Origin of the sequence: Kitasatospora sp. NPDC048722 (assembly GCF_040650235.1) — a bacterium.
In the GTDB taxonomy this organism is placed as follows: Bacteria; Actinomycetota; Actinomycetes; order Streptomycetales; family Streptomycetaceae; genus Kitasatospora.
Window position 1 is genome coordinate 1 of the sequence record NZ_JBEZGX010000085.1, and the last position, 23,762, is coordinate 23,762.

The following is a 23,762-nucleotide window of genomic DNA, read 5'->3' on the forward strand; positions in this document are numbered from 1 at the left end:
CCCAGCGGGGTGCGGGGCACGAGCACGCCCGCCAGCCACAGGGCCCGCAGCGCCTCCCGGGAGAGCCCTGCGGGGTCCCCTCAGGAGGGAAGGAGGCGCCGACTCATGCAGCTCCCCGTGCAGCAGGCCCTGCTCTCCGACACCGCGCCTGCCACGGCCTGGAGGCCCCGTCAGCCCGCGGCACGTGCCTGTCACGGCGCCTCGGCCCCCGGGCACACGAGAGCGAGGCTTCCCGTCGGGGAGCCTCGTTCTTCGCGATGCGTCGGCGTCGGCGTCGGCGTCGGCGTCCGATCAGGGCCGTCAGACGGTGTGCAGGCCGTGAGCCTCGAACACGGCACGCGCCTGCGCCGTCTGGTCACCGGTGGGCACCGGGGTGTCCGCCAGCGTGCTGTCCAGGCCCAGCGCGCGCCACTTCACCACGCCGAGCGTGTGGAACGGAAGGACGTCGACCCGGGTGACGTTGCCCGCGAGGCGGCGGATGCGGCGACCCCTCGGCGTTCTCGACGGCGTCCGTCAGTCCGGGGACGAGGACGAAGCGGACCCAGACCTCCTTGCCGAGGTCGGCCAGGCGGCGGGCGAAGTTCAGGGTGGGGGCGAGCCGCTGCCCGGTCAGGTGCCGGTAGAGGGCGCGGTCCCAGGACTTGATGTCGACCAGGACGAGGTCGGTGTCGGCGAGCAGCGCGTCGGTCGCGCGGGCGCTCAGGATGCCGGAGGTGTCCAGCGCGGTGTGCAGCCCGACGTCGTGCTTGAAGCGGTGCAGCAGCTCTCCAGTGAGTCTTAGCCATCGTCGAACATGCAGGTCGAAGGCTCTGGTGTGGCGCTCGCTCGGGATACTCATGCTGATCTCGGGCGGGAGTCTGCGGTCTTGATCATCCGCCATGTCATCGATCGAGGCCGTTACATCGCGGCCCACAGCCGACGCCGGCACCCGCGAAGGACACAGCCAGGACTCCGTTGTATGTAGTGTGCAGAAATGACAAGAAGCGAGCGACTCGCGGAGCAGTTGGACTGGCATTGGCACAAGAACCTGCGGCCGCAGCTGGAGGGTCTCACCGACGAGGAGTACTTCTGGGAGCCGGTGCGCGGCTGCTGGAGCATTCGCCGACGCGGCACGTCGGCCGCACCGATGTCCATAGGTTCAGGGGAGTGGACGATGGACTTCGCATCCCCTGCCCCGGTACCGGCGCCGGTGACCACTATCGCCTGGCGACTGTCGCACATCATCGTCTCGTGCCTGGGCTATCGGGTCGGATGGTACTTCGGCGGCCCGGACTTCGACGCCGAGGCGTTCGCCTACGCGGGGACCGCTGACGAGGCGCTGAAACAGCTCGATGAGATGTACGGGAGATGGAACGCGGGGGTCCGCGAGCTCTCGGACGCTTTCCTGGACAATCCGCCCGCGGCGGGTCCCGAGGGGTTTCCCATGGAGAACAGGGTCCTGCACGTCAACAGGGAGTTGATCCATCACGGCGCCGAGATTTCCCTGCTGCGCGACCTCTACCGATGGCAGGACGGAGCCGTACCGCACCGAATCTGACCTTCCGGTAGCCGGCTTTCGGGCGTGCTGGTCGGAGGGGCTGATGTGCAGGCTATCCGGGGCGCTCAGGCTCGTTCACTGCGGGAATCTTGGGCTCTTGATCGTCCGTCAGCGTGCTGTCAGAGGTCGGCTTCGAGGTTGGTCAGGACGAGCAGGGCGCGCAGGAGGGCGGTGGCGCGGGCGGGGTCGATGCGGAGCTTGGTGAGGATCCGCCAGGCCTTGAGGTGGGCGAATCCGTGTTCGACGGGGGCGCGTCCGGCGGCCAGGATCCGGTTGGCCTGCTTCTGGCAGGCGGTGAGTTTGCGGTGGCGGGTGGCCTTGTAGGCGGTGACGATGACCTGATCGTCGGGGTTCTTGGGTCTGTCCACACCGAGGAAGCCGAGGTCGGCGAGCGCGCCGAGACCGGCTGCCTTCAGATGTTCGACGATCTTGTCGCGGCGGGCGGCGGTGGCGTCGTGGGTCCGCCCGGGCCGGGCGGCGGAGATCCAGATCAGACGGCCCGCCTCGTCGGTCAGGGCAAGGAAGTGCAGGCCGTGACGGTGATGCTTGCCGGAGTAGTTCGGCCGGTTCGCCTTGCCGGTGCGGCGCTGGGTCTGGACCAGGGTGCCGTCGACCGGGTAGCCGTGGTAGGCGAAGATCACCGGCCGGTCTCGGGTGAACAGGGCGTCGAACTCGGCGTCGGGCATGCCGTGCGGGTGCTCCTCGGCGGGCATCAGCCAGGCCAGGTCCACCACGTTGACCACCCGGACGCGCAGGTCCGGCAGGTGCCGGCGGAGCAGGTCGGCAGCGGCCAGGACCTCCTGGGTGGGCATGTCACCGGCGCAGGCCAGGACGACGTCTGGCTCCCGGCTGCTGTCCTCGGTGCCGGCCCAGTCCCAGATCCCGGCACCGCGGGCGCAGTGGGCGCGGGCCTCCTCCAGGGTGAGCCAGTCGAAGCAGGGCTGTTTGCCGGCCACGACGACGTTGACGTAGTCGCGGCTGCGCAACACGTGGTCGGCGGTGGCGAGCAGGGTGTTGGCGTCCGGCGGGAAGTACACGCGGACCGCCTCCGGGCTCTTGTTGAGGACGTGGTCGACGAAGCCAGGGTCCTGGTGCGAGAAGCCGTTGTGGTCCTGGCGCCAGACGTGCGACGTGAGCAGGTAGTTGAGCGAGGCGATCGGTGCCCGCCAGGGCAGGGCCCGGGTGGTGCGCAGCCACTTGATGTGCTGGTTGACCATCGAGTCGACGATGTGGACGAAGGCCTCGTAGCAGGAGAACAGGCCGTGTCGGCCGGTGAGGAGGTATCCCTCCAACCAGCCCTGGCAGGTGTGGTCGGAGAGGATCTCCATCACCCGGCCGTCGTGGGCGAGGTGTTCGTCGACCGGCAGGGTGTCGGCCTGCCAGGCCTTGCCCGTGGCGGTGTAGACGGCCTGGAGGCGGTTGGAGGCGGTCTCGTCCGGGCCGACCAGGCGGAAGTCACGGCGCTCGGCGGTGGCGGCCGTCACCTGGGCCAGCAGGTCACCCAGGACCCTGGTGGGCTCGTGCAGCGTCGCACCGGGCTTGTCCACGGGTACCGCGTAGCGCTCCAGCGGCGGCATCGGCAGGTCGCGCAGGAGCAGGCCGCCGTCGTAGAACCCCGGCGCCTGGAAGCTGGTGGTGTACAGGACGGCGGCCCGGCAGCCTCGCACCCGCCCCTCCTCCTCGGCCCGGCGCAGGATCTCGCTGCCCAGGCCCGAGCCGCGCAGCTCGGGCGGCAGGTGGCTGCTCGTAGGTCTTCGCGGAGGGCTCCGGGGCTCATGGGCTGGCCGGCCCGGGCGCCAGGGAACAGCCAGTGAGCGCTCCGTGGGCCGGCGCGGTGCAGTCGCCGTTCGGAGGTGTGCTCGGAGGAGGTCGGCGACGGGCTCGGGCAGCAGGGACGGCGGGTCGCCGAAAGCGATGGTAACGGTGGGATGCGATGGCGGGGCGGGCGTTTCCGCAGCTCAGTCGCCCGATGGAGTGAAGGGTGGGAGCGCGGCACCACGTGTGCGGTAGCGTCGGCAGCGGCCCTTGCCGAGCGCGATGTGCCTGTTCAGCGGCTCCAGGGCAACTGCGATGGGACGGCCGGTGCCGAGGATCGCGTATTCGCAGCGGATCCGGTGATGAGGTGAACGCCCATGGTGTGGTGCGCTCCTGCCCGTGGCAGCCGCGGCGGAACGCCCGTTTCACGCCGAACCGGGCCGAACAGCCGGCATCGCCGGGAGCGGCCCCATCCGCTCCCGGCGCTTCGTCCGTCCTGGCCCGGGTCAAGTTCCCACAACCGACCTGGATTTCACCTGCGCTACTGGTCCGCGGGAGTGATCAGGCCGTAGTGGCCGTTGTACCGGTGGTACAGGATGTTTCCGCGACCGGTCGAGGCGTCCGTGAAGAAGACGAACGGCAGGCCGCCCAGGTCGAGACGCGCGACCGCCTCGGCGACGGTGATCTCGGGGACGCCGGCGGTGCTCACCGAGATGCCCGCTTCGGCCTCGGGCGCCGGGCCGGCCGAGGAGATCCGGTACTCCCCCGTCGTCGCGTCCCGGTGGACGACGCTGTCGTAGCCCGTCACCGTGTCGGTGTACAGGTGGAAGTCGTAGTCCATCGCCTCCAGTTCGTACACCGCCGCCCACGCGGTCTGCCGCGCGAGGCTGTAGGTCTTGTGCCGCTCGATGCGGCGCTCCTCCGTACCCAGCGCGCGGCGCTGCGGCCGGTGTTCGTGCCCGGCAGCTGCGGGCGCCTCGCTGTTGTGGCGGTGGTGACGATGGGTCCGCAGGCGGGCGATCCTGGCGTTCAGACGGTCCTGGAGCAGATCGACGGCCTCCTGCATGGTGGCGGCGGCGACGTGGGCGCGAACGGGCCGTCCGTTGAGGTCGACCGTGGCCTGGGCGATCGACGGCTTGGCGACCGCGTGGTTGGACTCCTGGCTGAGCTTCACCCGGGCCGCGAGGACCGGCTCGTCGAGGCGTTCGAGCACCGCGAGCACCTTGGTCCGGGCGTATTCGGGCGCGGCCAGGGAGACTTCACCGCGGGTCGTCACCAGGACCTCGGTGGTGAGTCGGGTCTGCAGACGGATCATCACAGTTTCCTTTCCGGGTGGTCTTCAGACTGCTGCGCGCTGATCGGCCGGGCCGAGGACCGAAGGTGCCGCCGGCAACGCCTTGGGGCCTTCCCCGGCGGCCCCCGGCAGCGCGCGGACCGTGGTGCCCGTGATGCCGAGGATCGTGCCGAGGGCGTTGTCGAGGGGGCCGATGGCCGCGAGAGCGCCGGTCCGCTCCGCGAAGGCGGCGGCGGCCTCGGCCTTGGGCCGCATCGATCCTTCCGGCAGGTCCAGTTCGCGCAGCCGGTCGGGTGTGACGCTGACCAGCGGGCCGGGCCGGGTGGACCCGAAGCGGGTGAAAACGTGGGTGACGTCGGTGAGTATCAGCAGCGCGTCGGCGTCGAGTCGTTCGGCGAGCAGCGCCGCGGCCAGGTCCTTGTCGACGACGGCCTCGACACCGCGCACCAGGCCGGTGTCCGGGTCCCGTGTGACCGGGACACCGCCGCCCCCGGCGGCGATCACCACTGCACCCGTGGCCAGGAGGGCCCGGATGGCCGGGAGTTCGACGATCGCCATGGGGCGGGGCGAGGGAACGACCCGACGGAGGTGTTCACCGTCGCGCGCCGTTGTCCAGCCGCGTTCGGTCTCCATCGTCCTGGCCTGCTGCTCGGTGAGCTGCCCGCCGATGAACTTCCCAGGCCGCCCGAACGCGGGGTCGTGCGGGTCCACCTCGGTGTGGGTGGTCAGCGCGGTGACGGTGTGCCCGGGCAGCCGGCCCAGGAGCTCGCGGACGAGCAGGGTTCCGATCATGCCCTGGGTCTGGGCGCCGAGGACGTCCAGCGGGTAGGGCGCGGCGAGCGCCGGGTCGGCCTCGCTCTCCTGGGCGAGCAGGCCGATCTGCGGGCCGTTGCCGTGGGCGATCACCAACTCGTGTCCGGCGGTGACGAGTTCGGCCAGTGAGCGGGCGGCGTCGCGGACATGGCGCTGCTGGATGTCGGCGTCGGGGTGTTCGCCCCGCTGGAGCAGGGCGTTCCCGCCCAGTGCGGCGACGATGCGCATGATCAGTCCCTCCCGAGCGTGGCGACCAGGATCGCCTTGATGGTGTGCATGCGGTTCTCGGCCTGGTCGAAGACCAGCGAGGCCGGCGACTCGAAGACCTCGTCGGTGACTTCGAGGCCGTCGAGCCCGTGCTCGGCGGCGAGTTCCGCGCCGAGGTCGGTGCGGCGGTCATGCAGGGCGGGCAGGCAGTGCAGGAAGGCGGTGTCCGGGTTCCCGGTGGCCGCCAGTGCCTTGGCATTGACCTGGTACGGCAGCAACCGGGCGATGCGCTCAGGCCACCGGGCACGGTCCTCGCCCATGGACACCCATACGTCGGTGTAGAGGTAGTCCGCTCCGCGCACGGCTTCCTCGACCTCGTCGGTGAGCGTGAACCGGGCGCCGCTGTCCCGGCCGAGCCGGAGGCACTCCGAGACGAGCTCCGGATCGGGCCACAGGTCGCGCGGAGCCGCGACGCGTACGTCCATGCCGAGCAGACTGCCCATGATGATCAGGGAGTTGGCGGTGTTGTTGCGGGCGTCGCCGAGGTAGCAGAAGGAGATCTCCCCCAGCGGCTTTCCGCTGTGCTCACGCATCGTGAACACGTCGCACAGGCTCTGGGTGGGGTGGCACTGGTCGGTGAGGCCGTTGTACACCGGGACACCGGCACGGGCCGCGAGTTCGGTGACGGCCTCCTGGTCGAAGCCGCGGTACTCGATGGCGTCGTACATCCGGCCGAGGACGCGGGCGGTGTCGGCGATGCTCTCCTTGTGGCCGATGTGCGAGCCGTCCGGGCCGAGGTAGGTGGTCATGGCGCCCTGGTCGGCTGCGGCGACCTCGAAGGCGCAGCGGGTCCGGGTGGAGCTCTTCTCGAAGATCAGGGCGATCCGGCGGCCGGCCAGCCGGGGCATCTCGGTGCCCGTCCGCCGGGCCGCCTTCAGCTCGGCGGCGAGGTCGAGGAGGTGGTGGATCTCGGCGGCGGTGAAGTCGAGTTCGCGCAGGTAGTGGCGGCCGGTGAGGTCGATGGTCATGACGGTTGCTCCTCGGTGGTCAGTTGGCGGGGTCGCGCTGGATCGGGCAGCTCATGCAGCGCGGGCCGCCCCGGCCCCGGCCGAGCTCGGACCCGGCGATGGTGACGATCTCGACGCCCTGCTTGCGCAGGTGGGTGTTGGTGGTGGTGTTGCGCTCGTAGCCCACGACGACGCCGGGTTCCAGGGCGAGGAAGTTGCTGCCGTCGTCCCACTGCTCGCGCTCAGCGGCCCGCTCGTCCTGTTCGGCGGACAGGAACCGGACCTTGTCCAGGTCGAGGGCCTCGGCGAGCGAGGCGGCGAGGTCGGTGTCGGTCCGCACGTCGAAGCCGGCCGGGAGCTCGGGGGCGGGGGTGAGGGTCCAGGAGCGCAGGCCGCCGGCCAGGCCCGGGTAGACGGTGAAGGCGTCCCGGTCGATCATCGTCAAGACGGTGTCCAGGTGCATGAACGCCCGGCTCTCCGGCAGGCGGACGGCGATCAGCCGGTGCGCGGTGCCGGTCAGGAGCAGCTGCTGGGCGAGGGTTTCGACGGCCTGCGCGGTGGTGCGCTCGCCCATCCCGACCATGACGACGCCCGGGGCGACGACGTGGACGTCCCCGCCCTCCAGGCTCAGCCCGGGCGGCGTGGTGGTGCCGTCGAGCAGCGGGGGCGCGGTCTCGGCGAACAGCGGGTGGAAGCGGTAGATCGCGGCGGTGTGCAGGGTCTCCCGCCGACGGGCCGGCTTCGCCATCGGGTTCAGGCTGTAACGGCCGCCGATCCAGCAGGAGTTGTCCCGCGGGAAGAGGTGGTTCGGCAGCGGCGGGAGGGCGAAGTCCTGCTCGCCGAGGGTGTTCCAGTGCAGGCTGCGGGGGCTGCGCAGCGGCAGGTCGTCCTTGAGCACGCCGCCGATCAGGTATTCGGCGAGGGTGGTGCCGTCGAGCTGCTCGCACAACTCCCGGACCGGCTCGACGAGCGCGGGCCCGACGGTGGCCTCGGTGACCACCTGGCCGAGCAGCCAGGCCCGGGCGGGCGGCAGGTCGAGCGTCTCGGCAAGGAGATCGGCGTAGTGGTGGACGCGGACGCCGTGGTCGCGCAGGACCTGGGCGAAGGCGTCGTGCTCCTCGCGGGCGCGCTTGGCCCACAGGATGTCGTCGAAGAGCAGCTCGTCGACGTTGCGCGGGGTCAGCCGGGCGAGCTCCAGGCCCGGGCGGTGCAGGATCACCTGTCGCAGCCGGCCGGCTTCCGAGTCGACTCGCAGAGTGGACATCTCGGTGTACTCCCTTGTTCTCAGTGCTGGTGACGTGGCGTCAGCGCGCGCAGGACGATGGCGGTGAAGCCGACCGGACGGACGGTGCGGGCCGCCTTGGCGGGCGGTGCGTCACGATGGGCCGGACGGATGTCGGTCGGCCGGGTGTCGGTACCGGTATCCGTAAGGGCGTCGGTCTCGGGTCGGGCGTGCGGTCGCTTGAGCCAGATGTAGACCGGGATGCCGAGCAGGATGGTGAACAGGCCGTAGTAGACGGTCTGGTAGCCGCTGCCCTGGATCGACCAGTAGGAGAAGGCCAGCGCGAGGACTGTCACGGCCGTGTCGCGGGTGAGGCGGCGCCGGTCCAGCTCCTCCCTGCCGTGCAGCGCCAGCCAGTACAGCTGCGCGGCCGCCGAGACCAGGTAGGGGATGACGGCGGTCAGCACGCTGAGCAGCACGATCTCGGTGAAGACCTTCGTGAACCGGGTGTAGCTGATCACGGTGAGCACCGACGCGAGGACGGTCGCCGAGACGATGCCGAAGGCCGGCACCTCGCCACGGCCGCGAGTGCCGGCGAACGCGGACGGGAACAGTCCGTCGCGGGCGACGGCCATCGGCATCTCCGCGCAGATCAGCGTCCAGCCGTTCAGTGCCCCGAGCCCGGAGACGATCGCGGCGACGGCGACCAGGTTCCCGGCCCAGGTGCCGCCCGCGATGCTGTTCATCGCATCGGTGAACGGTGCGGTGGAGGAACCGAGTTGCGCGTGTGGCACGGTGCCGAACACGGCCAGGGTGCCGAGCAGGTAGATCGCCGCGCAGGCCAGGGTGCCGTAGACGGTCGCCCGCGGCACGTTGCGCTTCGGTTCCCGCACCCGTCCGGCCGCCACCGAGGCGGTCTCCAGGCCGATGTAGCTGAACAGCGCGATCGCCCCGGCCGCCGAGACGGCGCCCGGCGCCGAGCCGCCGCTCGCGTTGAAGGCCCCGAAGTTGCCGGACTTCACGAACATCAGGCCGACCGTCGCCATGAACGCCAGCGGGAGGAACTTGAGCACCGTGGTGACCACCTGGAACGCCCCGATGCTGCGCACGCCGGTCAGGTTGACGACCGCGGGAAGCCACAGGCCCACCAGGGCTATCGCAACCGAGGTCCAGGTGTGGTGGCCCTTGTTGACGAACACCTCGACGTATCCGACCCAGGCCACCGCGATGGCCGCGTTCCCGGCCCAGGCCGTGATCCAGTACGACCAGGCGGTCAGGAACCCGGCGAACTCGCCGAACGCCTCACGGGCGTAGACGTACGGCCCGCCGCTGCCCGGCACCCGCTCCGACAGCCGCCCGAAGGTCACGGCGAGCGCCAGCGCCCCGACGGTGACCAGGACGAACGCCACCAGCGCGATCGGCCCGTACGGCGCGAGCGCCGACGGCAGCGCGAACACGCCGGTACCGATGATGCTGCCGACCACCAGTGCGGTGGCACCCGGCAACCCGAACGTGCCGCTGCGCCGCCGCGGTCCGTCCTCCGCCGTGCTCACCGGTGGTCTTCCGCGGTCGTGTACGGACATCAGAGGCTCCTTCGCCAGGTGCTGAAATCGTGCGGACGGGACCCGGCCTCCGCCGCGACCCGCCGAGAAAGATCTTCGGATCGGCGGGCAGCGCATCCCATGGGCCGACAGTCCCGTTCCCCCGTCCCACGGTCCCTGCCTCCCCCGCCCGATGGTCCCGAGGAGTCACGGCGCGCACCGGCGTGCGACGCACTGTCCGCCGTGCCCCGCAGGGACCACCGACCCGCCACCGGGTCCCGTCAGTCCCTTGGCTCCCGCTCGGCCCGACGGGAGATTTGTGCACAGCCGGTCGGCACCCGGCCCCTATCCAAAGCGACGAGTGAGGAGCGGTCGTGACGACACGACAGGTCATGGTGGGCCTTGACGGCTCACCGCAGAGCGAGGCCGCCGCCGTGTGGGCGGCGCAGGAGGCTCAGAGACTCGGATCGGCACTGTGCCTTCTCCACGTCTGGCCCTGGCTGAGCGGTGAGAACGTGGACCGGTCGAACCCCTGTGACCTCAGGCCCGCCGCACTCGACGTCCTCGCCCGCGTCGCCGACCGCATCCGCCTCGCCCACCCGGGTCTGGCGGTGGAGGTTGCCGTGCGGCCCGACGACCCGGTCGACGGCCTGATCGCCGAAGCACGGGGGCAGGAGATGGTGGTGCTCGGTTCCCGAGGGCTCGGGGGATTCGCCGGCCTGCTGGTCGGCTCGGTCTCCCTCGCGGTCGCCGCCCGCGCCACGGTCCCCACGGTCCTCGTCCGCGGAAAGTCCCCCGACCACGACTTCGCCCGTAGCACGGGCGAAATCGTGGTCGGGCTCGACTCGCGCCAACCGGGCGAAGCCGTCCTGGACTTCGCCTTCACGGAGGCGGAACGCCGCGGTGCCACCCTGCGCGCCGTCCACGGCTGGGACCCGGTCCCGGCCTGGGCCTTCGGAGGAGTCGTCCTGCCACCCGTGGATCTCCCGGCACAGGAGAGCACGGAGTCGGCCCTGTTGTCCGGGCACCTCGCGGACCAACGAGCAAGGCACCCTGGCGTCAACGTCGTCGAGGACGTCCGGCTCGGGGGCGCGGCGAGGGCCGTGCTGGACGCCGCCGCCGGCGCCGAGTTGGTCGTCATCGGCCGGCGCGAGCGCCGTCATCACGTCGGTGCGCTGCTCGGGCCCGTCGCGCACGCCGTACTGCACCACTCCACCACCCCGGTCGTGGTCGTCCCCCACCCCTGAGAACGAGCGCCCTCCGAACACCACCATCTGCCAGACCGTCTACGAAGGAGTACCGGAAATGACCACCGCACCCGAGCAAGCCGACCCGGTGCCGCCCTTCCGCCACCACCTGCGGCAGGCACTCGGGAAGGACCGGAATCCGATGGCCCGACCGCTCGACAGCTCGCGCAGCCGGGCCCTGGTGCTGGCCGTACTCGGCATCGGACTTGCCGTGCTCGGCGGCGCGGGCGCGGCGGCGGCCGACTTCGCCGTTGTCCGGCACCAGGCCTCGGTGACGGCTGCCCGCCTCCACCAGGTCCAGGCGGCCGTGCTCACTCCGGCGCGGCGACAGTCCGGCGCCGGCAGCGGCGGGTGGCGGTACGCGGCCGATGCCGCCTGGTCCTACCCCGCCGGGCAGCGCACCACGGGCGACGTCCCGGTACCGGGCGGCACGGCAGCCGGTACGACCGTCGGCATATGGGTCGACGACACCGGCCACTCCGTGGCTCCCCCGCCCGGACCGGCCGCCGTCGCCGCCAAGGCGGCCTGCCTCGGACTGTTCCTCCTCGGAGGCCTCGGCGTCCTCGTCGTCGCCAGTCTCGGCATCCGCCTGGACATCCTGGACCGCCGGGCCGACCTGGCCTGGCAACACTCCTGGGCACTGCTGGAACCCGTGTGGAGCGGCCGGGCCTCACGCGACAACCGGACGGGCTGACCGCGCCGACCACGCCCAGCCACTTCGGCCCCTCTGAAGGAGACGACCCCATGACCGCGCAGTCCGCCGGCAGCCGCGATGTCACGGATCCCGTGCACCGGATTCTCCTCGCTGCCGCGGGCGCCGGCGCCCCTCACGATTAGGGGCTGTCTGACAAATGATCATCTGGCCGGGTCGCGGAGCCAGAGGATCAGTGAGGCCAGGACGACTCCGGCGCGGTAGCGGTCCGCGAGCTTGTCGAACCTGGTGGCGATCGCGCGGAACTGCTTGAGGCGGGCGAAGCATCGTTCGACCACGTTCCGGTCGCGGTAGGTCTCCTTGTCGAAAGCGGGCGGCCGACCGCCCAAGCGCCCCCGGCGTCTGCGGTTGGCCGCCTGGTCGCGGCGCTCGGGGATCGTGGCAGCTATGCCCCGACGCCGCAGCAGCTGCCGGATCGCCCTGCTGGAATAGGCCTTGTCGCCCAGCACCCGCAACGGTTTTGTGCGCGGGCGGCCCGTTGCGGCTCGCGGGACGCGGATCCCGTCCAGGACCTCGGCGAATGCGGTGGCGTCGTTGACGTTGCCCGGGGTGAGCACGATCGACAGCGGCAGGCCCCGGCCGTCGACGGCAAGGTGGACCTTGGTGGTCAGCCCGCCTCGGGACCGGCCGAGGGCCTGACGCGTCTGCGAGCGGCCCGGATCTTCCAGTTCGTCCCCGTCTGCGCCCCCTTTTTGCGGGCGCCGGCGGCGTGCTGGTGGGCCCGGTTGACCGTGGAGTCGACGGCAACCGTCCACTCCACCCGGCCCACGGCGTCGTCGCGGACCTGGACGTGTTCCAGCAGCTTCGCCCAGGTGCCGTCCGCTTCCCAGCGGGCGAACCGCTCGTAGGCGGTCTGCCACGGCCCGTACCGCTCGGGCAGGTCACGCCACGGAGCCCCGGTCCGAAGCCTCCACAGCACCCCGTTGACCACCTGCCGGTGATCACGCCACGGACGGCCACGCCCGTCCACCTGCGGCAACAGGGGCTCTATCCGCTCCCACGCCGCGTCCGTCAACTCACCTCGACCTGCCACAAGATCAATTATCAGACAGGCCTTAGGGCCCTCCGGCCCTATCGGCTCCACCCGGCATCCGGCAGACTTCACTGAGATCGGTACGACCTGCCACGGGGGCAGGCATCGAGCACGGAGCGGTGATGGCGGACGATACGGCAGCGGGAGCAGGCGACCCGGTGAAGGTGTTCCTCCTGGACGACCACGAGGTCGTCCGACGAGGCGTGCACGACCTGCTGGACGCGGAGCCCGGCTTCACGGTCGTCGGCGAGGCCTCCACCGTGGCGCAGGCGCTCACCCGCGTTCCGGCGCTCAGGCCGGACGTCGCGGTCCTGGACATGCGGCTGCCCGACGGCGACGGCGTGACGGTCTGCCGTGAACTGCGCTCCCGGATGCCGGAGTTGGCCTGCCTGATCCTCACCTCCTTCGACGACGAAGAGGCGCTGCTCGACTCGATCATGGCCGGCGCCGCCGGCTACGTCCTCAAGCAGATCAGCGGCACCGACCTCGTCTCGGCGGTCCGCACGGTGGCCTCCGGCCAGTCCATGCTCGACCCCGGCGCCGCCACCCGGCTGATGGCCAGACTGCGCGGCGAGGCCGCTCAACAGCCGTCCGACGGCCCACACCTCACCGACCGCGAGCGAGAAATCCTCGCCCTGGTCGGCGAGGGCCTGACCAACCGGCAGATCGGCCAGCGACTCTACCTCGCCGAGAAGACCGTCAAGAACCACATCTCCCGCCTGCTGGCCAAACTCGGCGTGGAACGCCGAGTCCAGGCGGCCATCATCGCCACCCAGGTACTGTCCGGCCGCGACCAGACGGGCACCCGCACGGCCGTCTGAGACCGGGGATGCCCCTGGGCCGACAGGCCCCCCGCACAGCAGGACCGCCAGAAGCACCGCGAGGGACCATCGGACCCTCGCAGGCCGACCGGCCTCCGCCGAGCATGGATGCCATGACAGCCGAATTCACTCCCCTCGACGAGTCGCAGTGCCTGAGACTGCTGGGCGGGACAGCCGTCGGCCGCCTGGTCTACACCGTGGGCGCCCTGCCCGCCGTGATGCCGGTCCGGTACCGGATCGCGGCCGACGGCAGCGTCCTGCTCCAGGCGAACGCCGGCTCCGAGATCGCCCGCGCCGTCACCGGCGCGGTGGTCGCCTTCGAGGCGAGCGAGCTGAGCGAGACCGACGGCAGCGGGTGGAGCGTCACCGTGCTCGGCCGGGCCGACGTCACATCCGACCTCGCGGCGAGCCATCCCGTTCCCGCCGCCGTGCCCGCCCCCGTGAAGACGGCCGACCAGGTGACCATCCGGATCCGTCCGGAACTGGTGTCCGGGCGCTCCCTGCCCGCTTCACCCGCGTGCGGGGTGTGACCGGCCCGCGGCCCCGGCCGGCCCGCCTCACCGCAGCGGGGCGGACCAGGTCAGTCGAGTACCGCCCTCCGCAGGGCTGATCAGCTCGAACACGCCCCCGAGCCCTTCCGCCCGCTCGGCGAGATTGCTCAGGCCGCTGCGCCGCCCCTGCTCGGGAACGCCGACACCGTTGTCCTGCACCGTCAGCACGACCTGCTGCCCCGTAGCGCCCAGCACGACCTCCACCCGGTCCGCCTTCGCGTGCCGGGCCGCATTGCTCAGCGCCTCCCCCAGGACGGCCACGACGTGTTCCGCGATCTCCGCCGGCACGTCGGTGTCCAGCAGACCCTCCATGCTCAGCCGGGGCGGGAAGCCCAGGACCGCCTGCGCCTGCTCGACGGCCCGCACGGCCCTGGCCCGCAGGCCCTGGCCGGAGCGCTCCTCGCGGGCGCGGAGCCCGAAGATCGTCGACCTGATGATCTTGATCGTCTCGTCCAGGTCCCCCACAGCACGCAGCACCCGGTCCGACGCACCGGGGTGCTCGATGACGCGGGCGGCGCTCTGCAGCGTCATCCCGGTCGCGAAGAGCCGCTGGATGGCCAGGTCGTGCAGGTCGCGGGCGATCCGGTCATGGTCTTCCAGCATCGCCAACTGCTCGGCGTCCCGGCGGCGTTCGGCCAGCTCCAGGGCCAGCGCGGCCTGGTCGGCGAAGCCCAGCAGCGGGCCGATCTCGCGGTCGGTGAACTCGGGCGCGCCGGCCTCCCTGGCCAGCAACAGCACACCGTCGATCTGTCCCTCGGCCCGGCCCAGAGGTACCGCGACCGCCGCACCGAGCCCCTCGAAACGGCGCGCCCCCGCCGACAGCCGCGGCTCACCGGCCAGATCCGCCGTGATCACCGGCACGCCTGAAGCACAGGCTTCACCCGACAACGACCCCGCCAACGGCACGACCAGGCCCGTCCGGCCGACCGCGTCCCCACCGAGAGCCAGCTCCACCCGCACGGTGTCCGTCCCGGCAAGCGGCACGGAGACATCGGCGAGGTCGGCGCCGGTGATCTCCCGGGCCCGCTGCGCGATCAGCTCCAGCACCTCCGAGCGGGACCCCCCGGACAGCAGGGCGCGGGTGATCTCCGCGCTCGCGCTCAGCCAGCGCTGCTGGCGCTGGGCCTCCTCGTACAGCCGGGCGTTGTCGATCGCCACGCCGGCCGCGACCGCCAGGGTGGCGATCACGGACTCGTCGTCGGCGTCGAACTCCTCGCCGCCCCGCTTGTCCGTCAGGTAGAGGTTGCCGAAGACCTCGTCGCGCACCCGTACCGGTACGCCGAGGAAGGTTCGCATCACCGGGTGGTGCATCGGGCAGCCGTACGACGCGGGGTGCTCGGAGAGGTTCTCCAGCCGCAGAGACTCGGGGTTGCGGATCAGCTCGCCGAGGATGCCCCGGCCCGTTGGGTAGGGGCCGATCTTCGCGATCTCCTCCTCCGACAGGCCCACGGTCAGGAAGGCGGAGAGCGTCTCGCCGTCCGGGCCGATCACGCCGAGCGCCGCGTACTTCGCGTCCACCAGCACCGCCGCGGCTTCCACGATCCGCCGCAGCACCTGTGTCAGGTCCAGCTCACGGCCGACCGACAGCACCGCCTCCAGGAGGCTGTGCACCCGGTCCCGAGTGCCGCGGGCCGCGTCGATCCGCGCTTGGAGCTCCTCCAGCAGTTCGTCCAGCCGCAGCTGCGGCATCCGCGACCGCACCCCGTACCCGCCCACGCGAGCCCCCTTCCGTCCTGGTTACCGGCCGGTCGATTGTCGCAGAAGCCCTCCACCGCCAGTCCGGCCGTACCGTCTGCCGTCCCGTAAGGCCCCAGACCAGGGGACGAACCGGCGTGGCCGATCGATGGGCCGTCCCGACGGAATGCACCCGGCCTGCCGAACACCTCCACGCAGGGACCACTGGCCCGCCCACCGGGGCCCGAACGGATCTGCCGCGTACCGCCCGGCACTTGATTGGCTTCGGTGCGGCACGAGACCGCCCGCCCCGGAGGGCAACCGCATGGCCGGGTAGGCCGCCGGGGACGACGAGACTTCCAGGAGGTTGTGGTGAGCACGACGGCAGAGGCGGCCATGACCGCACCCGGCCCAGTGACGGGCGGCTTGATCCACTCGGTCACCCGCGATCCGCAGGCCGCACCACGGTGGTACGGCTGTCCGGCGAACTGGACGTGCTCACCGCATCCGAGCTGATCCCGTCGCTGGTGGGCCTGGCAGGCGAAGGCGATCACGAGCTCGTGCTCGACCTTTCCGCGGTCGGCTTCTGCGACAGCTCGGGGGCGAACGCCGTCCTGCAGGTGAACCGGCGCCTGGCAGCGGGCACCCGGCTGCTCCTGCGCGGCGTCTCCCGACAGCCCGCGAAGGTGATGCGACTGCTGGGCCTGCACCGAACCGTGCCGTGCGAGTTCGCGCCGCCCGCCCGGCCCTGACCCGCCAACCGGCATGCGCCCGCACCGGCACGGCGGCCGCTCCTCGATCGGCCCACCACGACCACATCCGAACGGAGGGCTCGCCCCACATGGCATCAGTGATCGACGTGTCCGGCCTGGTGAAGGCCTTCGGCCGAGCCCGGGCCCTCGACGGGCTCGACCTCACCGTCGCACCCGGGGAGGTGCACGGGTTCCTGGGGCCCGCGCTCGGCCTGAACCACTGGGTGCTGGATCTGACGCCGTTCCAGCATCTGCCGAAGCTCCCGGGCGGAAGCCTCCGGTGGGCGCCAGTGCTGTGGCTCACCCTCCTCCTCGCTGCCGGCCTGACCGGCACCGGCCTCGCCGGGCTACGCCGCCGAGACGTCGGCTGAGAACGGCCGGTACCGGCCCCGGCAGCGGTCGGGGCACCGACCCTGGAGAGGGCAGGCCCGATGCCGTTCTCCGCCGAGCCGTCAACGCCTGTTGTCCCACCGGACCGGGTGTGAGACTGGGCCCCTCCTCGTCGGCGGAGTCGGCCGCCGACTGCCGCGAGCGCCGGCCACAGGGCACACAACGGACCGGGAGAGACCGAGATGGGAAGTGCGACGGCACACTCCCAACGAAGGGGCTGGGACGGTCGAGGACGAGGCGCCGACCGTCGAGGTCCGCAGCCCGAGGGTGGCACGGGGCGGCCAACCGGCGCTGCGCGGACTGGACCTGAACGTGGCCCGCGGTTCGGCCACCGGCCTGCTGGGACCGAGCGGCTGCGGCAAGACCACCCTGTTGCGGGCGATCGTGCGTGCAGAAGGTCGAGGCGGGCCGGATTCGGGTCCTCGGCGCCGCTGTGGGAAACCCGGGCCTGCGGCGGCGGGTCGGATACGTCACCCAGTCCCCCTCCGTGTACGCGGACCTGAGTGTGGCCGAGAACCTGCGCTACCCCGCCAGGCGTTCCACCAGGGCGGCGATCGCGAGCGCATCCTGCGGGGGCTGCCGGTGGTCGAGTTCCCCGCGATGGAACGGCCCTCGGCCCCGTCGCCGCCCCAGGCCCCTGCCGTGGCCCTGGAGTCCGCTGGTTCGGCCGTAACGACCACCCGACGGTTCCTGCCGCACGACCCCCGCGAGTTCTACAGGGGCAGGCGGGCGGCGCCCGCCGAGCGTCTCGGGTCCGGCGCTGACGGCGGGGATTGGGCCATCAGGGGTTCCAGGCCTTCAGGGGATGGGGGCACCGCCCGGCCGAAGGCCGGGGAGGGTCATGAGGCGAAGAGGCGCAGGTGTCCCCGGTGGCAGCCGGAAGGCAGGGGCTCGCTTCGGGGCCCCGACACCGGTAACGTATCAGCCCATGGTGACATCAGTCGACAGTGACGTATTGAAGGCTCTGGCCGACCCCCTCCGGATGCAGATCGTGGCGCTCCTCGCCAAGGAGGCGCTGTGCACGACGCATCTGGTCGAGGAGACCGGGGCCAGACAGACCAACCTGTCGAACCACCTGAAGATCCTGCGCGAAGCCGGGCTGGTCGACACCGAGCCCTGCGGGCGCTTCACGTACTACAAGCTCCGCGCCGAGGCCCTGGAGGCCGTCGCCGGGGAGTTCGCCGGGCTGGCCGCCACCGCCCGCGAAGCCGCCGCAAATAGCCGCAAGCGGTCCTGCTGAACCGTCCAGCCCCATCCCGGCGGCCCCACTCCGCCCTGCACGAGGAGTACCTGTTGAGCGCCACAGACGAGGCGAGACCCGAAGTCACCGAGGCCGAGCCTCTCGCTGCCGAGCCGTCGGCCGTTCCGCTGCCGAACCGCGTCGCGGCCGAGCTGGTCGGCACCGCCGCCCTGGTCGCCGTCGTGGTCGGTTCCGGCATCCAGGCCACCGAGCTCACCACGGATGTCGGCCTGCAGCTGCTGGCCAACTCCCTGGCCACCGTCTTCGGCCTCGGCGTTCTCGTCCTGCTGCTCGGCCCGGTCTCCGGGGCGCATTTCAACCCGGTCGTGACGCTTGCCGAGTGGTGGTCCGGCCGCAAGGATCCCAAGGGTCTCGGGGGCCGGGAGGTCGCCGCGTACGTCCCGGCGCAGATCGCGGGGGCGATCGGCGGCGCGATCCTCGCGGACGCCATGTTCGGCGAACAGTTGGTGAAGTGGTCCACCCACGACCGTTCGGCCGGGCACCTGCTGCTGGGCGAGGTCGTGGCCACCGCCGGACTGGTGCTGCTGATCTTCGGTCTGGCGAAGACCGGCCACCTGCGTTTCGCACCGGTCGCGGTCGCCTCCTACATCGGCTCCGCTTACTGGTTCACGTCCTCGACGTCGTTCGCCAACCCCGCGGTCTCCATCGGCCGGGCGTTCACCGACACCTTCGCCGGCATCGCCCCGAGTTCGCTGCCCGGCTTCATCGGGATGCAGCTGATCGGAGGGATCGTCGGCCTGGCCCTGGTCGCGCTGATCTTCACCCACCGCGCCAAGGCCCCCGCGAAGTGAGCCCGGTCCGGCGCGTCCAGGTCCTCGTCGTCGGGGCCGGCCAGGCGGGCCTCGCCGCCGGGTACCACCTGCGGCGCGCCGGACTCGACTTCGCGATCCTCGATGCCTCCGACGCGCCGGGTGGGGCGTGGCAGCAGTACTGGGAGAGCCTGCGGCTGTTCTCCCCTGCCTCGTACTCGTCGCTGCCCGGGCGTCCGATGCCGGGTCAGGCCGGGCAGACCTATCCGGACGCGGAGCACGTCGTCGCGTACTTGGCTGACTACGAGAAGCGGTACGAGCTGCCCGTTCACCGTCCCGTTCAGGTCCGTGCCGTGGAGAACGCCGGCGCCGGCGACCTGCTGGCCCGCACCGACGACGGCGACTGGCGCGCCCGGGCGCTGATCAGCGCCACCGGCTCCTGGTCGCGGCCTTTCATTCCCGCTGTTTCCGGCCGAGAGCTGTTCGCCGGTCCGCAGCTGCACACCCGTGACTACCACCGCGCCGAGGACTTCACCGGCCAGCGGGTCGTCGTCGTGGGCGGTGGCAACTCCGGCGCGCAGATCGCCGCTGACCTCACCGCTCACGCCGCCGCCGTCCGGTGGGTGACCCGCCGCTCCGCCCGCCTCCTGCCCGACGAGATCGACGGCCGCGCCTTGTTCGAAATCGCGACCCGCCGCGTCCAGGACGGCGGCCCGCGCATCAGCGACCTCGGCGACATCGTCGCCGTCCCGCCCGTCCGCCAGACCCGTGCAGCCGGATTGCTCGCGGACCACCGCATGTTCGACGCCCTCACCCCCGGCGGCCCGCGCTTCGCGGACGGCACGGTGTGGCCGGCGGACGCGGTCATCTGGTGCACCGGCTTCCGCCCCGCCCTTGCCCACCTCGGCCCGCTCGGCCTGCGGACCGGCGAACGCGGCCGGATCGACACCCTCGGCACCCGGGCGACGGCCGACCCGCGCATCCACCTGATCGGCTACGGCGACTGGACCGGCCTCGCCTCGGCAACCCTCATCGGCGTGGGCCGCACAGCCCGGCAGGCCGTCACCGAGATCGCCGATCTCCTGCGCTGACCGCTGCCCGGCACTGCGCCGGAGAGCCGCAACCTGTACCCCGGTGCAGGCTTGCGGTCGGACACGTCCCCGCCCGGCGAGGACGTCAGCCGGGCGGCCCGGCTGTGGGGTGGGCGGGCCACGGAAGGTCCTCACTGTGCCAGGGCATCAGCCAGGTCCGGGCTGCCAACTCGTCGCGGACGCGGTGCAGATGGGGGTGTTCAAGGGCGGCTCTTGCCCGCAGCAGCGGATCGCGGGTACCGCTGCCGGTCAGGGCGGCGTTGACCACCCACCCGTACGGTTCGATGCCGGCCCGGTGCAGGTCGTCCTGCAGCGCGGCGGCCTCCGAGACCGGGGTCGGTTCGGGAAGCGTCACGATGAGCACCCTGGTGGAGGAAGGGTCCTGAAGGCGCATCAGGGGGGTGGTGATCCGCCCGGCGATGCGATCGGCGTCGGCCATGGTCTGGCGGTGGTAGGAGCCCGTGAGGTCGAGCAGTCGGAGAGTGTGGCCGCTGGGGGCGGTGTCGACGACCACGTACCGCCGGCGGGCCTCGGTGAGCAGCCCGGCGAACGCGCGGAAGACCGCCAGCTCCTGGGTGCACGGCGAGCGCAGGTCCTCCTCCAGCAGTGCGCGGCGCTCCGCGTCGAGGTGTGCGGCGGCGTGCAGTCGTCCGGCGGTGTAGCGGGCGAGTTCGGCTCGGGGGTCGATGCGGTCGACCGTCAGGTGCTCGGGGATGTCGCCTTCCAGGACGTCGGTGAAGCGGCCGGCGGGGTCGGTCGTGGACAGGTGCACCTCGTGGCCCCGGCCGACAAGGCCCGCCGCGATCGCGGTGGCGATCGTCGTCTTGCCCACCCCGCCCTTGCCCATCACGAGGATTGCTCGGGGTGGGCCGGCTGCGAGCTCGTCGACGAGCGCGTCCAGGCCGGGCAGTGCGGGCTCCTGCTCGCCCCGACCACCCTGCGACTGGGGGGCCGGTGCCGAGGCCTCGGGCCCAGGCAGGGCGCGGGCCCGGTTCGCTGCCAGCTCCCGCAGTGCGCCGATGCCGGTCAGCTCGAACGCGACGAGCGGCACCGCGGCGGCGGGCATCCCACGCAGGGCCGGCGGCATGACGCCCAGGGCCGCCGCCTGCCGCGCCGCGAACGCCTCTGCGACCACGTCCCCGGCGAGCGGCCCGGTGAACAGGCCGTTGACGACCAGGCGCTGGTTGCGGATGCCCTGCTCGGCCAGCTCGGTCCCGGCCCGGCCCGCCTCGCGCAGCGCGGACGCGTCCGGTCGACTCACCAGCACCACTGTGGTCCGCGCGGGATCGCCCAACTGCTCCACCGCCTCGGCGTACTGGGCGTGCTGGCTCTCCAACCCCGACTGCGGGCCCAGGCAGCTGGCACCCTCGACGCCGCTGTCGAGGTAGCGGGACCACGCCGCGGGCAGGCTCAGCAGCCGCAGCGTGTGACCGGTCGGCGCGGTGTCGAAGACGACGTGGTCGAAGGAGCCCACCTGCTCGGGATGGACGATGAGCTGGGTGAAGCGGTCGAAAGCGGCGACCTCGACGGTGCACTCGCCCGCCAACTGCTCCTCGATGCTCCGCAGCTCCTCCTCCGGGACCGTCCCCCGGTAGGGGGCGATCACGCGCTCGCGGTACGCGTCGGCCGCCGTGTCCGGATCGAGGTCGAGCACCTCCAGGCCCGGAACGCCGTCGACCGCACACCGCTGCGCCCCGACGGTCGTACCGAACAGCTCCCCGAGGTTCGATGCCGGGTCGGTTCCGACCACGAGCACCCGCCGTCCGGCGTCCGCCAGCGCGACGGCCACCGCACCGGCCACCGTCGTCTTGCCCACCCCGCCCTTGCCGGTGAACAGTACGAACGGCGTCTGCCACGAACCCCAGTCCAATGCCGGCAGGCGGTTCGTCCGAGCGGCAGGAACGGCCCCCAGCACCGGCTGGCCACGGAGTCCGTCCATGCATCCAGCCTGCACCCGCCCGGTCCGGCCCGCCGCCCGGACCTGCGCCGAGGCCCGGCCCGGCGTGGACCGGTCGCGCGGACTCCTGTCACCAGTCTCTCTGCGGTCGGCGGGTCGTCACACGACGGCAGCGCTCCGCCGCTCGATCAGGACGGTGTCCTGCCAGACCCCGCGGTGGCGGCCGATGCGCTCGCGGGTGCCGATGACCCGGAAAGCCCGCCATGGCGTGGACGGCGAGGCTGGCGGCGTTCTCCGGGAAGACGCTCGACTGGATCGTCCAGATCCCCGCCGTCTCGGTCGAGACGATCAGCGCTCCGAGCAAACGGCCGGCGACGCCGCGACCACGAGCGTCGGGGTGGACGTAGACGGAGTGCTCGACGACGCCCGCGTACGCGCACCGGTCGGACACCCGGCTCGCCGCCACCCAGCCCAGAACCCGCCCGGCCTCGTCGAGGGCGACGTACCGATGTCCTGGCAGCTTGGCAGCTTGGCAGCTTGGCAGCGTCGAACGACTCCCACGTCGGTGCGGTGGTCTCGAAGGTGGCGTCGCCCTCGTCGATCCCCGCCTGGTAGATCGCCAGGACCTGCGCGGCGTGCTCGGGCGTCATCGGGGCGATCACGGGTTCAGCAGCCACCGGCCCGCCCCTCGTCCTCGCCGAGGATCGCCCGCACGGCGGCCGGGAAGACCGTCAGGCAGGACCGGTTGACCTCGTACCGGGTGGAGGTTCCCTGCCGTTCGGGCAGGACGAATCGCACCTTGGCGAGGATCTTCAGGTGGTGCGAGATCTACCTGCAGCCCCTCGCCGACGTCCTCGGCGAGCGCGTCCGCTACGGAGCGAAGGTGACCGGGGTGGCCCGCGCGGGCCGGGACCGCATCGTCGACTCCGGCCGCGACGAGCAGCCCTTCACCGTCCACGTCGAGCACACCGACGGCCGCGAGGAACGCGTCCTCGCCCGCGCCGTCATCGACGCCTCCGGCACCTGGTCCACCCCCAACCCGCTCGGCGCCAACGGCCTGCCCGCCCTCGGCGAGCGGGCCGCGCACGGCCGGATCTCCTACCGCATCCCCGACCTGAAGGACCCGGCCGTCCGCGCCCGGTACGCCGGCAGGCGCACCGCCGTGGTCGGCACCGGCGCCTCGGCCTTCACCGCTCTCGCCCACCTCGCCGACCTGGCGACGGACGAACCCGGTACGCACGCGGTGTGGGTGCTCCGGCGCGGCATCACCGGCTCGACGTACGGCGGCGGCGAGGCCGACCAGCTGCCCGCGCGCGGTGCGCTGGGCCTGCGCGCCAAGAAGGCCGTCCAGGACGGCCATGCCTCCGTGCTGACCGGTTTCCGCACCGCCGCCGTCGAGACCGACGGCCAGCAGCTGGTCCTGGTGGATGAGGACGGGCACCGCAGCGAACCGGTCGACCAGGTCATCGTCCTCACCGGCCTGCGCCCCGACCTCTCCTTCCTGTCCGAGGTCCGCCTCGGCCTCGACGAGCGCCTCCAGGCGCCGGTCTCGCTCGCCCCGCTGATCGACCCCGACCAGCACTCCTGCGGCACCGTCTACCCGCACGGCGCGAACGAACTCGCCCACCCCGAGAAGGACGTGTACCTGGTCGGCATGAAGTCCTACGGTCGCGCGCCGACGTTCCTGGCCATGACCGGCTACGAGCAGGTCCGCTCGGTGGCCGCCGCCCTTGCCGGAGACCACGAGGCCGCCGACCGCGTCGAACTCACCCTCCCCGAGACCGGAGTCTGTGGTGGAGCCGGACTCTTCGACCAGCCCGATGCCCACCAGGCGAGCGGTGGCGGTTGCTGCTCGGTCCCCGCCGGGCCGCAGGTCCTCAGCATCGGTCTCGGCGCCCCGACCGCGGACCCGTCCGACGGCTGCTGACCAGGCCGTGACAACCCTTCGAACCAGCGGGGCCGTGACCGGATCGGGGGATCGGTCACGGCCCCGCGCCGCCCTGCCCGCCCTCTGCGCCACCCAGATCACCGGCTGGGGCATCGTCTACTACGCCTTCCCGGTCCTCCTCCCGCACCTCGCCTCCGACACCGGCTGGTCCACCCCGGCGACCACGGCCGCGTTCTCCGCCGTCCTGCTGGTCTCCGCCCTCGCGGGCATCCCCATCGGCCGAGTTCTCGCCCGGGCGGACACGAGGCGGCGGTGGTCAG

At 72.1% G+C, this 23,762-nt stretch carries 20 protein-coding genes and 6 pseudogenes; 13 read left to right on the forward strand and 13 right to left on the reverse strand.

From position 1 onward, the window contains the following. Nucleotides 1-300: 300 nt before the first annotated feature. Nucleotides 301-772 (reverse strand): annotated as a pseudogene (locus AB0C76_RS37745) (pyruvate formate-lyase 1-activating enzyme); the annotation flags it as partial. Nucleotides 773-973: 201 nt separating this feature from the next. Here AB0C76_RS37745 and AB0C76_RS37750 point away from each other — a divergent pair. Further along, entirely contained in the window at nt 974-1,537 is a 564-nt protein-coding gene (locus tag AB0C76_RS37750) for a DinB family protein (protein ID WP_359974437.1), read from the forward strand. Between the two features lie 119 nt (nt 1,538-1,656). Here the strand turns inward: AB0C76_RS37750 and AB0C76_RS37755 are convergent, their stop codons facing one another. The 7 genes and pseudogenes from AB0C76_RS37755 to AB0C76_RS37785 all read right to left on the reverse strand — a co-directional run bounded on the left by AB0C76_RS37755 (nt 1,657) and on the right by AB0C76_RS37785 (nt 9,418). Beyond that, nucleotides 1,657-2,178, reverse strand: a complete 522-nt coding sequence (locus AB0C76_RS37755; RefSeq protein ID WP_359974480.1) for a transposase family protein — start codon at nt 2,176-2,178, stop codon at nt 1,657-1,659. Beyond that, a pseudogene (locus AB0C76_RS37760) lies at nt 2,152-3,144 on the reverse strand (phosphoketolase); the annotation flags it as partial. The gene AB0C76_RS37755 and the pseudogene AB0C76_RS37760, both read right to left, overlap by 27 nt. Nucleotides 3,145-3,833: 689 nt before the next feature. Further along, complete coding sequence (locus AB0C76_RS37765) at nt 3,834-4,607, reverse strand: sigma 54 modulation/S30EA ribosomal C-terminal domain-containing protein (protein ID WP_359974439.1); 774 nt, start codon at nt 4,605-4,607, stop codon at nt 3,834-3,836. 24 nt (nt 4,608-4,631) lie between these two features. Continuing rightward, complete coding sequence (locus AB0C76_RS37770; protein WP_359974441.1) at nt 4,632-5,627, reverse strand: carbamate kinase; 996 nt, start codon at nt 5,625-5,627, stop codon at nt 4,632-4,634. 2 nt (nt 5,628-5,629) lie between these two features. Continuing rightward, nucleotides 5,630-6,634: an ornithine carbamoyltransferase gene (gene argF, locus AB0C76_RS37775; protein WP_359974443.1), complete on the reverse strand. Its 1,005-nt coding sequence runs from the start codon at nt 6,632-6,634 to the stop codon at nt 5,630-5,632. A gap of 19 nt (nt 6,635-6,653) precedes the next feature. After that, nucleotides 6,654-7,877, reverse strand: a complete 1,224-nt coding sequence (locus AB0C76_RS37780) for an arginine deiminase (protein WP_359974444.1) — start codon at nt 7,875-7,877, stop codon at nt 6,654-6,656. A 20-nt stretch (nt 7,878-7,897) separates the two neighbouring features. Then, the gene (locus AB0C76_RS37785) at nt 7,898-9,418 is read right to left on the reverse strand and encodes an amino acid permease (protein WP_359974446.1); all 1,521 of its coding nucleotides are present in this window, start codon (nt 9,416-9,418) and stop codon (nt 7,898-7,900) included. A 332-nt stretch (nt 9,419-9,750) separates the two neighbouring features. On the opposite strand from AB0C76_RS37785, the gene AB0C76_RS37790 reads away from it, so the two are divergent. Both AB0C76_RS37790 and AB0C76_RS37795 read left to right on the forward strand, forming a co-directional pair. Next, nucleotides 9,751-10,623, forward strand: a complete 873-nt coding sequence (locus AB0C76_RS37790) for a universal stress protein (RefSeq protein ID WP_359974448.1) — start codon at nt 9,751-9,753, stop codon at nt 10,621-10,623. 58 nt (nt 10,624-10,681) lie between these two features. Beyond that, a complete protein-coding gene (locus tag AB0C76_RS37795; RefSeq protein WP_359974450.1) occupies nt 10,682-11,317 on the forward strand; it encodes a hypothetical protein in 636 nt (211 codons plus the stop codon). Between the two features lie 139 nt (nt 11,318-11,456). Here the strand turns inward: AB0C76_RS37795 and AB0C76_RS37800 are convergent. Next, nucleotides 11,457-12,368, reverse strand: a pseudogene (locus AB0C76_RS37800) (IS5 family transposase). 122 nt (nt 12,369-12,490) lie between these two features. Between AB0C76_RS37800 and AB0C76_RS37805 the strand changes: the two are divergent. After that, on the forward strand, nt 12,491-13,189 hold the full coding sequence (locus tag AB0C76_RS37805) for a response regulator transcription factor (RefSeq protein ID WP_359974452.1): 699 nt from the start codon (nt 12,491-12,493) through the stop codon (nt 13,187-13,189). Between the two features lie 113 nt (nt 13,190-13,302). After that, the gene (locus AB0C76_RS37810) at nt 13,303-13,719 is read left to right on the forward strand and encodes a pyridoxamine 5'-phosphate oxidase family protein (protein ID WP_359974454.1); all 417 of its coding nucleotides are present in this window, start codon (nt 13,303-13,305) and stop codon (nt 13,717-13,719) included. A 27-nt stretch (nt 13,720-13,746) separates the two neighbouring features. Here the strand turns inward: AB0C76_RS37810 and AB0C76_RS37815 are convergent, their stop codons facing one another. Beyond that, nucleotides 13,747-15,429 (reverse strand): GAF domain-containing protein, encoded by a 1,683-nt coding sequence (locus AB0C76_RS37815; RefSeq protein WP_359974456.1) that lies wholly within the window; start codon nt 15,427-15,429, stop codon nt 13,747-13,749. Between the two features lie 452 nt (nt 15,430-15,881). Between AB0C76_RS37815 and AB0C76_RS37820 the strand changes: the two genes are divergently transcribed. The 6 genes and pseudogenes from AB0C76_RS37820 (at nt 15,882) to AB0C76_RS37845 (ending at nt 19,657) form a co-directional block, all read left to right on the forward strand. After that, nucleotides 15,882-16,166: an STAS domain-containing protein gene (locus AB0C76_RS37820; RefSeq protein ID WP_359974458.1), complete on the forward strand. Its 285-nt coding sequence runs from the start codon at nt 15,882-15,884 to the stop codon at nt 16,164-16,166. Between the two features lie 188 nt (nt 16,167-16,354). Further along, nucleotides 16,355-16,537: pseudogene (locus tag AB0C76_RS37825) on the forward strand (ABC transporter permease); the annotation flags it as partial. A gap of 331 nt (nt 16,538-16,868) precedes the next feature. Further along, a complete protein-coding gene (locus AB0C76_RS37830; RefSeq protein WP_359974482.1) occupies nt 16,869-17,507 on the forward strand; it encodes an ATP-binding cassette domain-containing protein in 639 nt (212 codons plus the stop codon). Next, nucleotides 17,485-17,796, forward strand: coding sequence for a metalloregulator ArsR/SmtB family transcription factor (locus tag AB0C76_RS37835; protein ID WP_359974460.1), 312 nt, complete (start codon nt 17,485-17,487; stop codon nt 17,794-17,796). Before AB0C76_RS37830 ends, AB0C76_RS37835 begins: the two co-directional genes overlap by 23 nt. A gap of 53 nt (nt 17,797-17,849) precedes the next feature. Beyond that, nucleotides 17,850-18,608: an MIP/aquaporin family protein gene (locus tag AB0C76_RS37840; protein ID WP_359974461.1), complete on the forward strand. Its 759-nt coding sequence runs from the start codon at nt 17,850-17,852 to the stop codon at nt 18,606-18,608. Beyond that, nucleotides 18,605-19,657: an ArsO family NAD(P)H-dependent flavin-containing monooxygenase gene (locus tag AB0C76_RS37845; RefSeq protein WP_359974463.1), complete on the forward strand. Its 1,053-nt coding sequence runs from the start codon at nt 18,605-18,607 to the stop codon at nt 19,655-19,657. The genes AB0C76_RS37840 and AB0C76_RS37845 overlap by 4 nt, the downstream gene beginning before the upstream one ends. An 85-nt stretch (nt 19,658-19,742) precedes the next feature. On the opposite strand, the gene arsA is transcribed toward AB0C76_RS37845, so the two are convergent. From arsA to AB0C76_RS37860, 3 genes and pseudogenes are all read right to left on the reverse strand, one after another. After that, complete coding sequence (gene arsA, locus AB0C76_RS37850) at nt 19,743-21,596, reverse strand: arsenical pump-driving ATPase (RefSeq protein WP_359974465.1); 1,854 nt, start codon at nt 21,594-21,596, stop codon at nt 19,743-19,745. Nucleotides 21,597-21,684: 88 nt separating this feature from the next. After that, nucleotides 21,685-22,116, reverse strand: a pseudogene (locus tag AB0C76_RS37855) (N-acetyltransferase family protein); the annotation flags it as partial. 104 nt (nt 22,117-22,220) lie between these two features. After that, complete coding sequence (locus AB0C76_RS37860; RefSeq protein ID WP_359974467.1) at nt 22,221-22,352, reverse strand: hypothetical protein; 132 nt, start codon at nt 22,350-22,352, stop codon at nt 22,221-22,223. A 1-nt stretch (nt 22,353) separates the two neighbouring features. Between AB0C76_RS37860 and AB0C76_RS37865 the strand changes: the two genes are divergently transcribed. Together AB0C76_RS37865 and AB0C76_RS37870 are read left to right on the forward strand one after the other, a co-directional pair. Then, a complete protein-coding gene (locus AB0C76_RS37865) occupies nt 22,354-23,481 on the forward strand; it encodes a SidA/IucD/PvdA family monooxygenase (RefSeq protein WP_359974469.1) in 1,128 nt (375 codons plus the stop codon). 7 nt (nt 23,482-23,488) lie between these two features. After that, nucleotides 23,489-23,731, forward strand: a pseudogene (locus AB0C76_RS37870) (MFS transporter); the annotation flags it as partial. Nucleotides 23,732-23,762 lie beyond the last annotated feature (31 nt).

What these genes read in the sequence shown, in the direction of transcription:
- AB0C76_RS37765 (WP_359974439.1), bottom strand. Translation starts at nt 4,607, where the DNA reads ATGATCCGTCTGCAGACCCGACTCACCACCGAGGTCCTGGTGACGACC.
- AB0C76_RS37805 (WP_359974452.1), top strand. Translation starts at nt 12,491, where the DNA reads ATGGCGGACGATACGGCAGCGGGAGCAGGCGACCCGGTGAAGGTGTTC.
- arsA (WP_359974465.1), bottom strand. Translation starts at nt 21,596, where the DNA reads ATGGACGGACTCCGTGGCCAGCCGGTGCTGGGGGCCGTTCCTGCCGCT.
- AB0C76_RS37795 (WP_359974450.1), top strand. Translation starts at nt 10,682, where the DNA reads ATGACCACCGCACCCGAGCAAGCCGACCCGGTGCCGCCCTTCCGCCAC.
- argF (WP_359974443.1), bottom strand. Translation starts at nt 6,634, where the DNA reads ATGACCATCGACCTCACCGGCCGCCACTACCTGCGCGAACTCGACTTC.
- AB0C76_RS37750 (WP_359974437.1), top strand. Translation starts at nt 974, where the DNA reads ATGACAAGAAGCGAGCGACTCGCGGAGCAGTTGGACTGGCATTGGCAC.
- AB0C76_RS37810 (WP_359974454.1), top strand. Translation starts at nt 13,303, where the DNA reads ATGACAGCCGAATTCACTCCCCTCGACGAGTCGCAGTGCCTGAGACTG.
- AB0C76_RS37815 (WP_359974456.1), bottom strand. Translation starts at nt 15,429, where the DNA reads ATGCCGCAGCTGCGGCTGGACGAACTGCTGGAGGAGCTCCAAGCGCGG.
- AB0C76_RS37835 (WP_359974460.1), top strand. Translation starts at nt 17,485, where the DNA reads ATGGTGACATCAGTCGACAGTGACGTATTGAAGGCTCTGGCCGACCCC.
- AB0C76_RS37780 (WP_359974444.1), bottom strand. Translation starts at nt 7,877, where the DNA reads ATGTCCACTCTGCGAGTCGACTCGGAAGCCGGCCGGCTGCGACAGGTG.
- AB0C76_RS37770 (WP_359974441.1), bottom strand. Translation starts at nt 5,627, where the DNA reads ATGCGCATCGTCGCCGCACTGGGCGGGAACGCCCTGCTCCAGCGGGGC.
- AB0C76_RS37785 (WP_359974446.1), bottom strand. Translation starts at nt 9,418, where the DNA reads ATGTCCGTACACGACCGCGGAAGACCACCGGTGAGCACGGCGGAGGAC.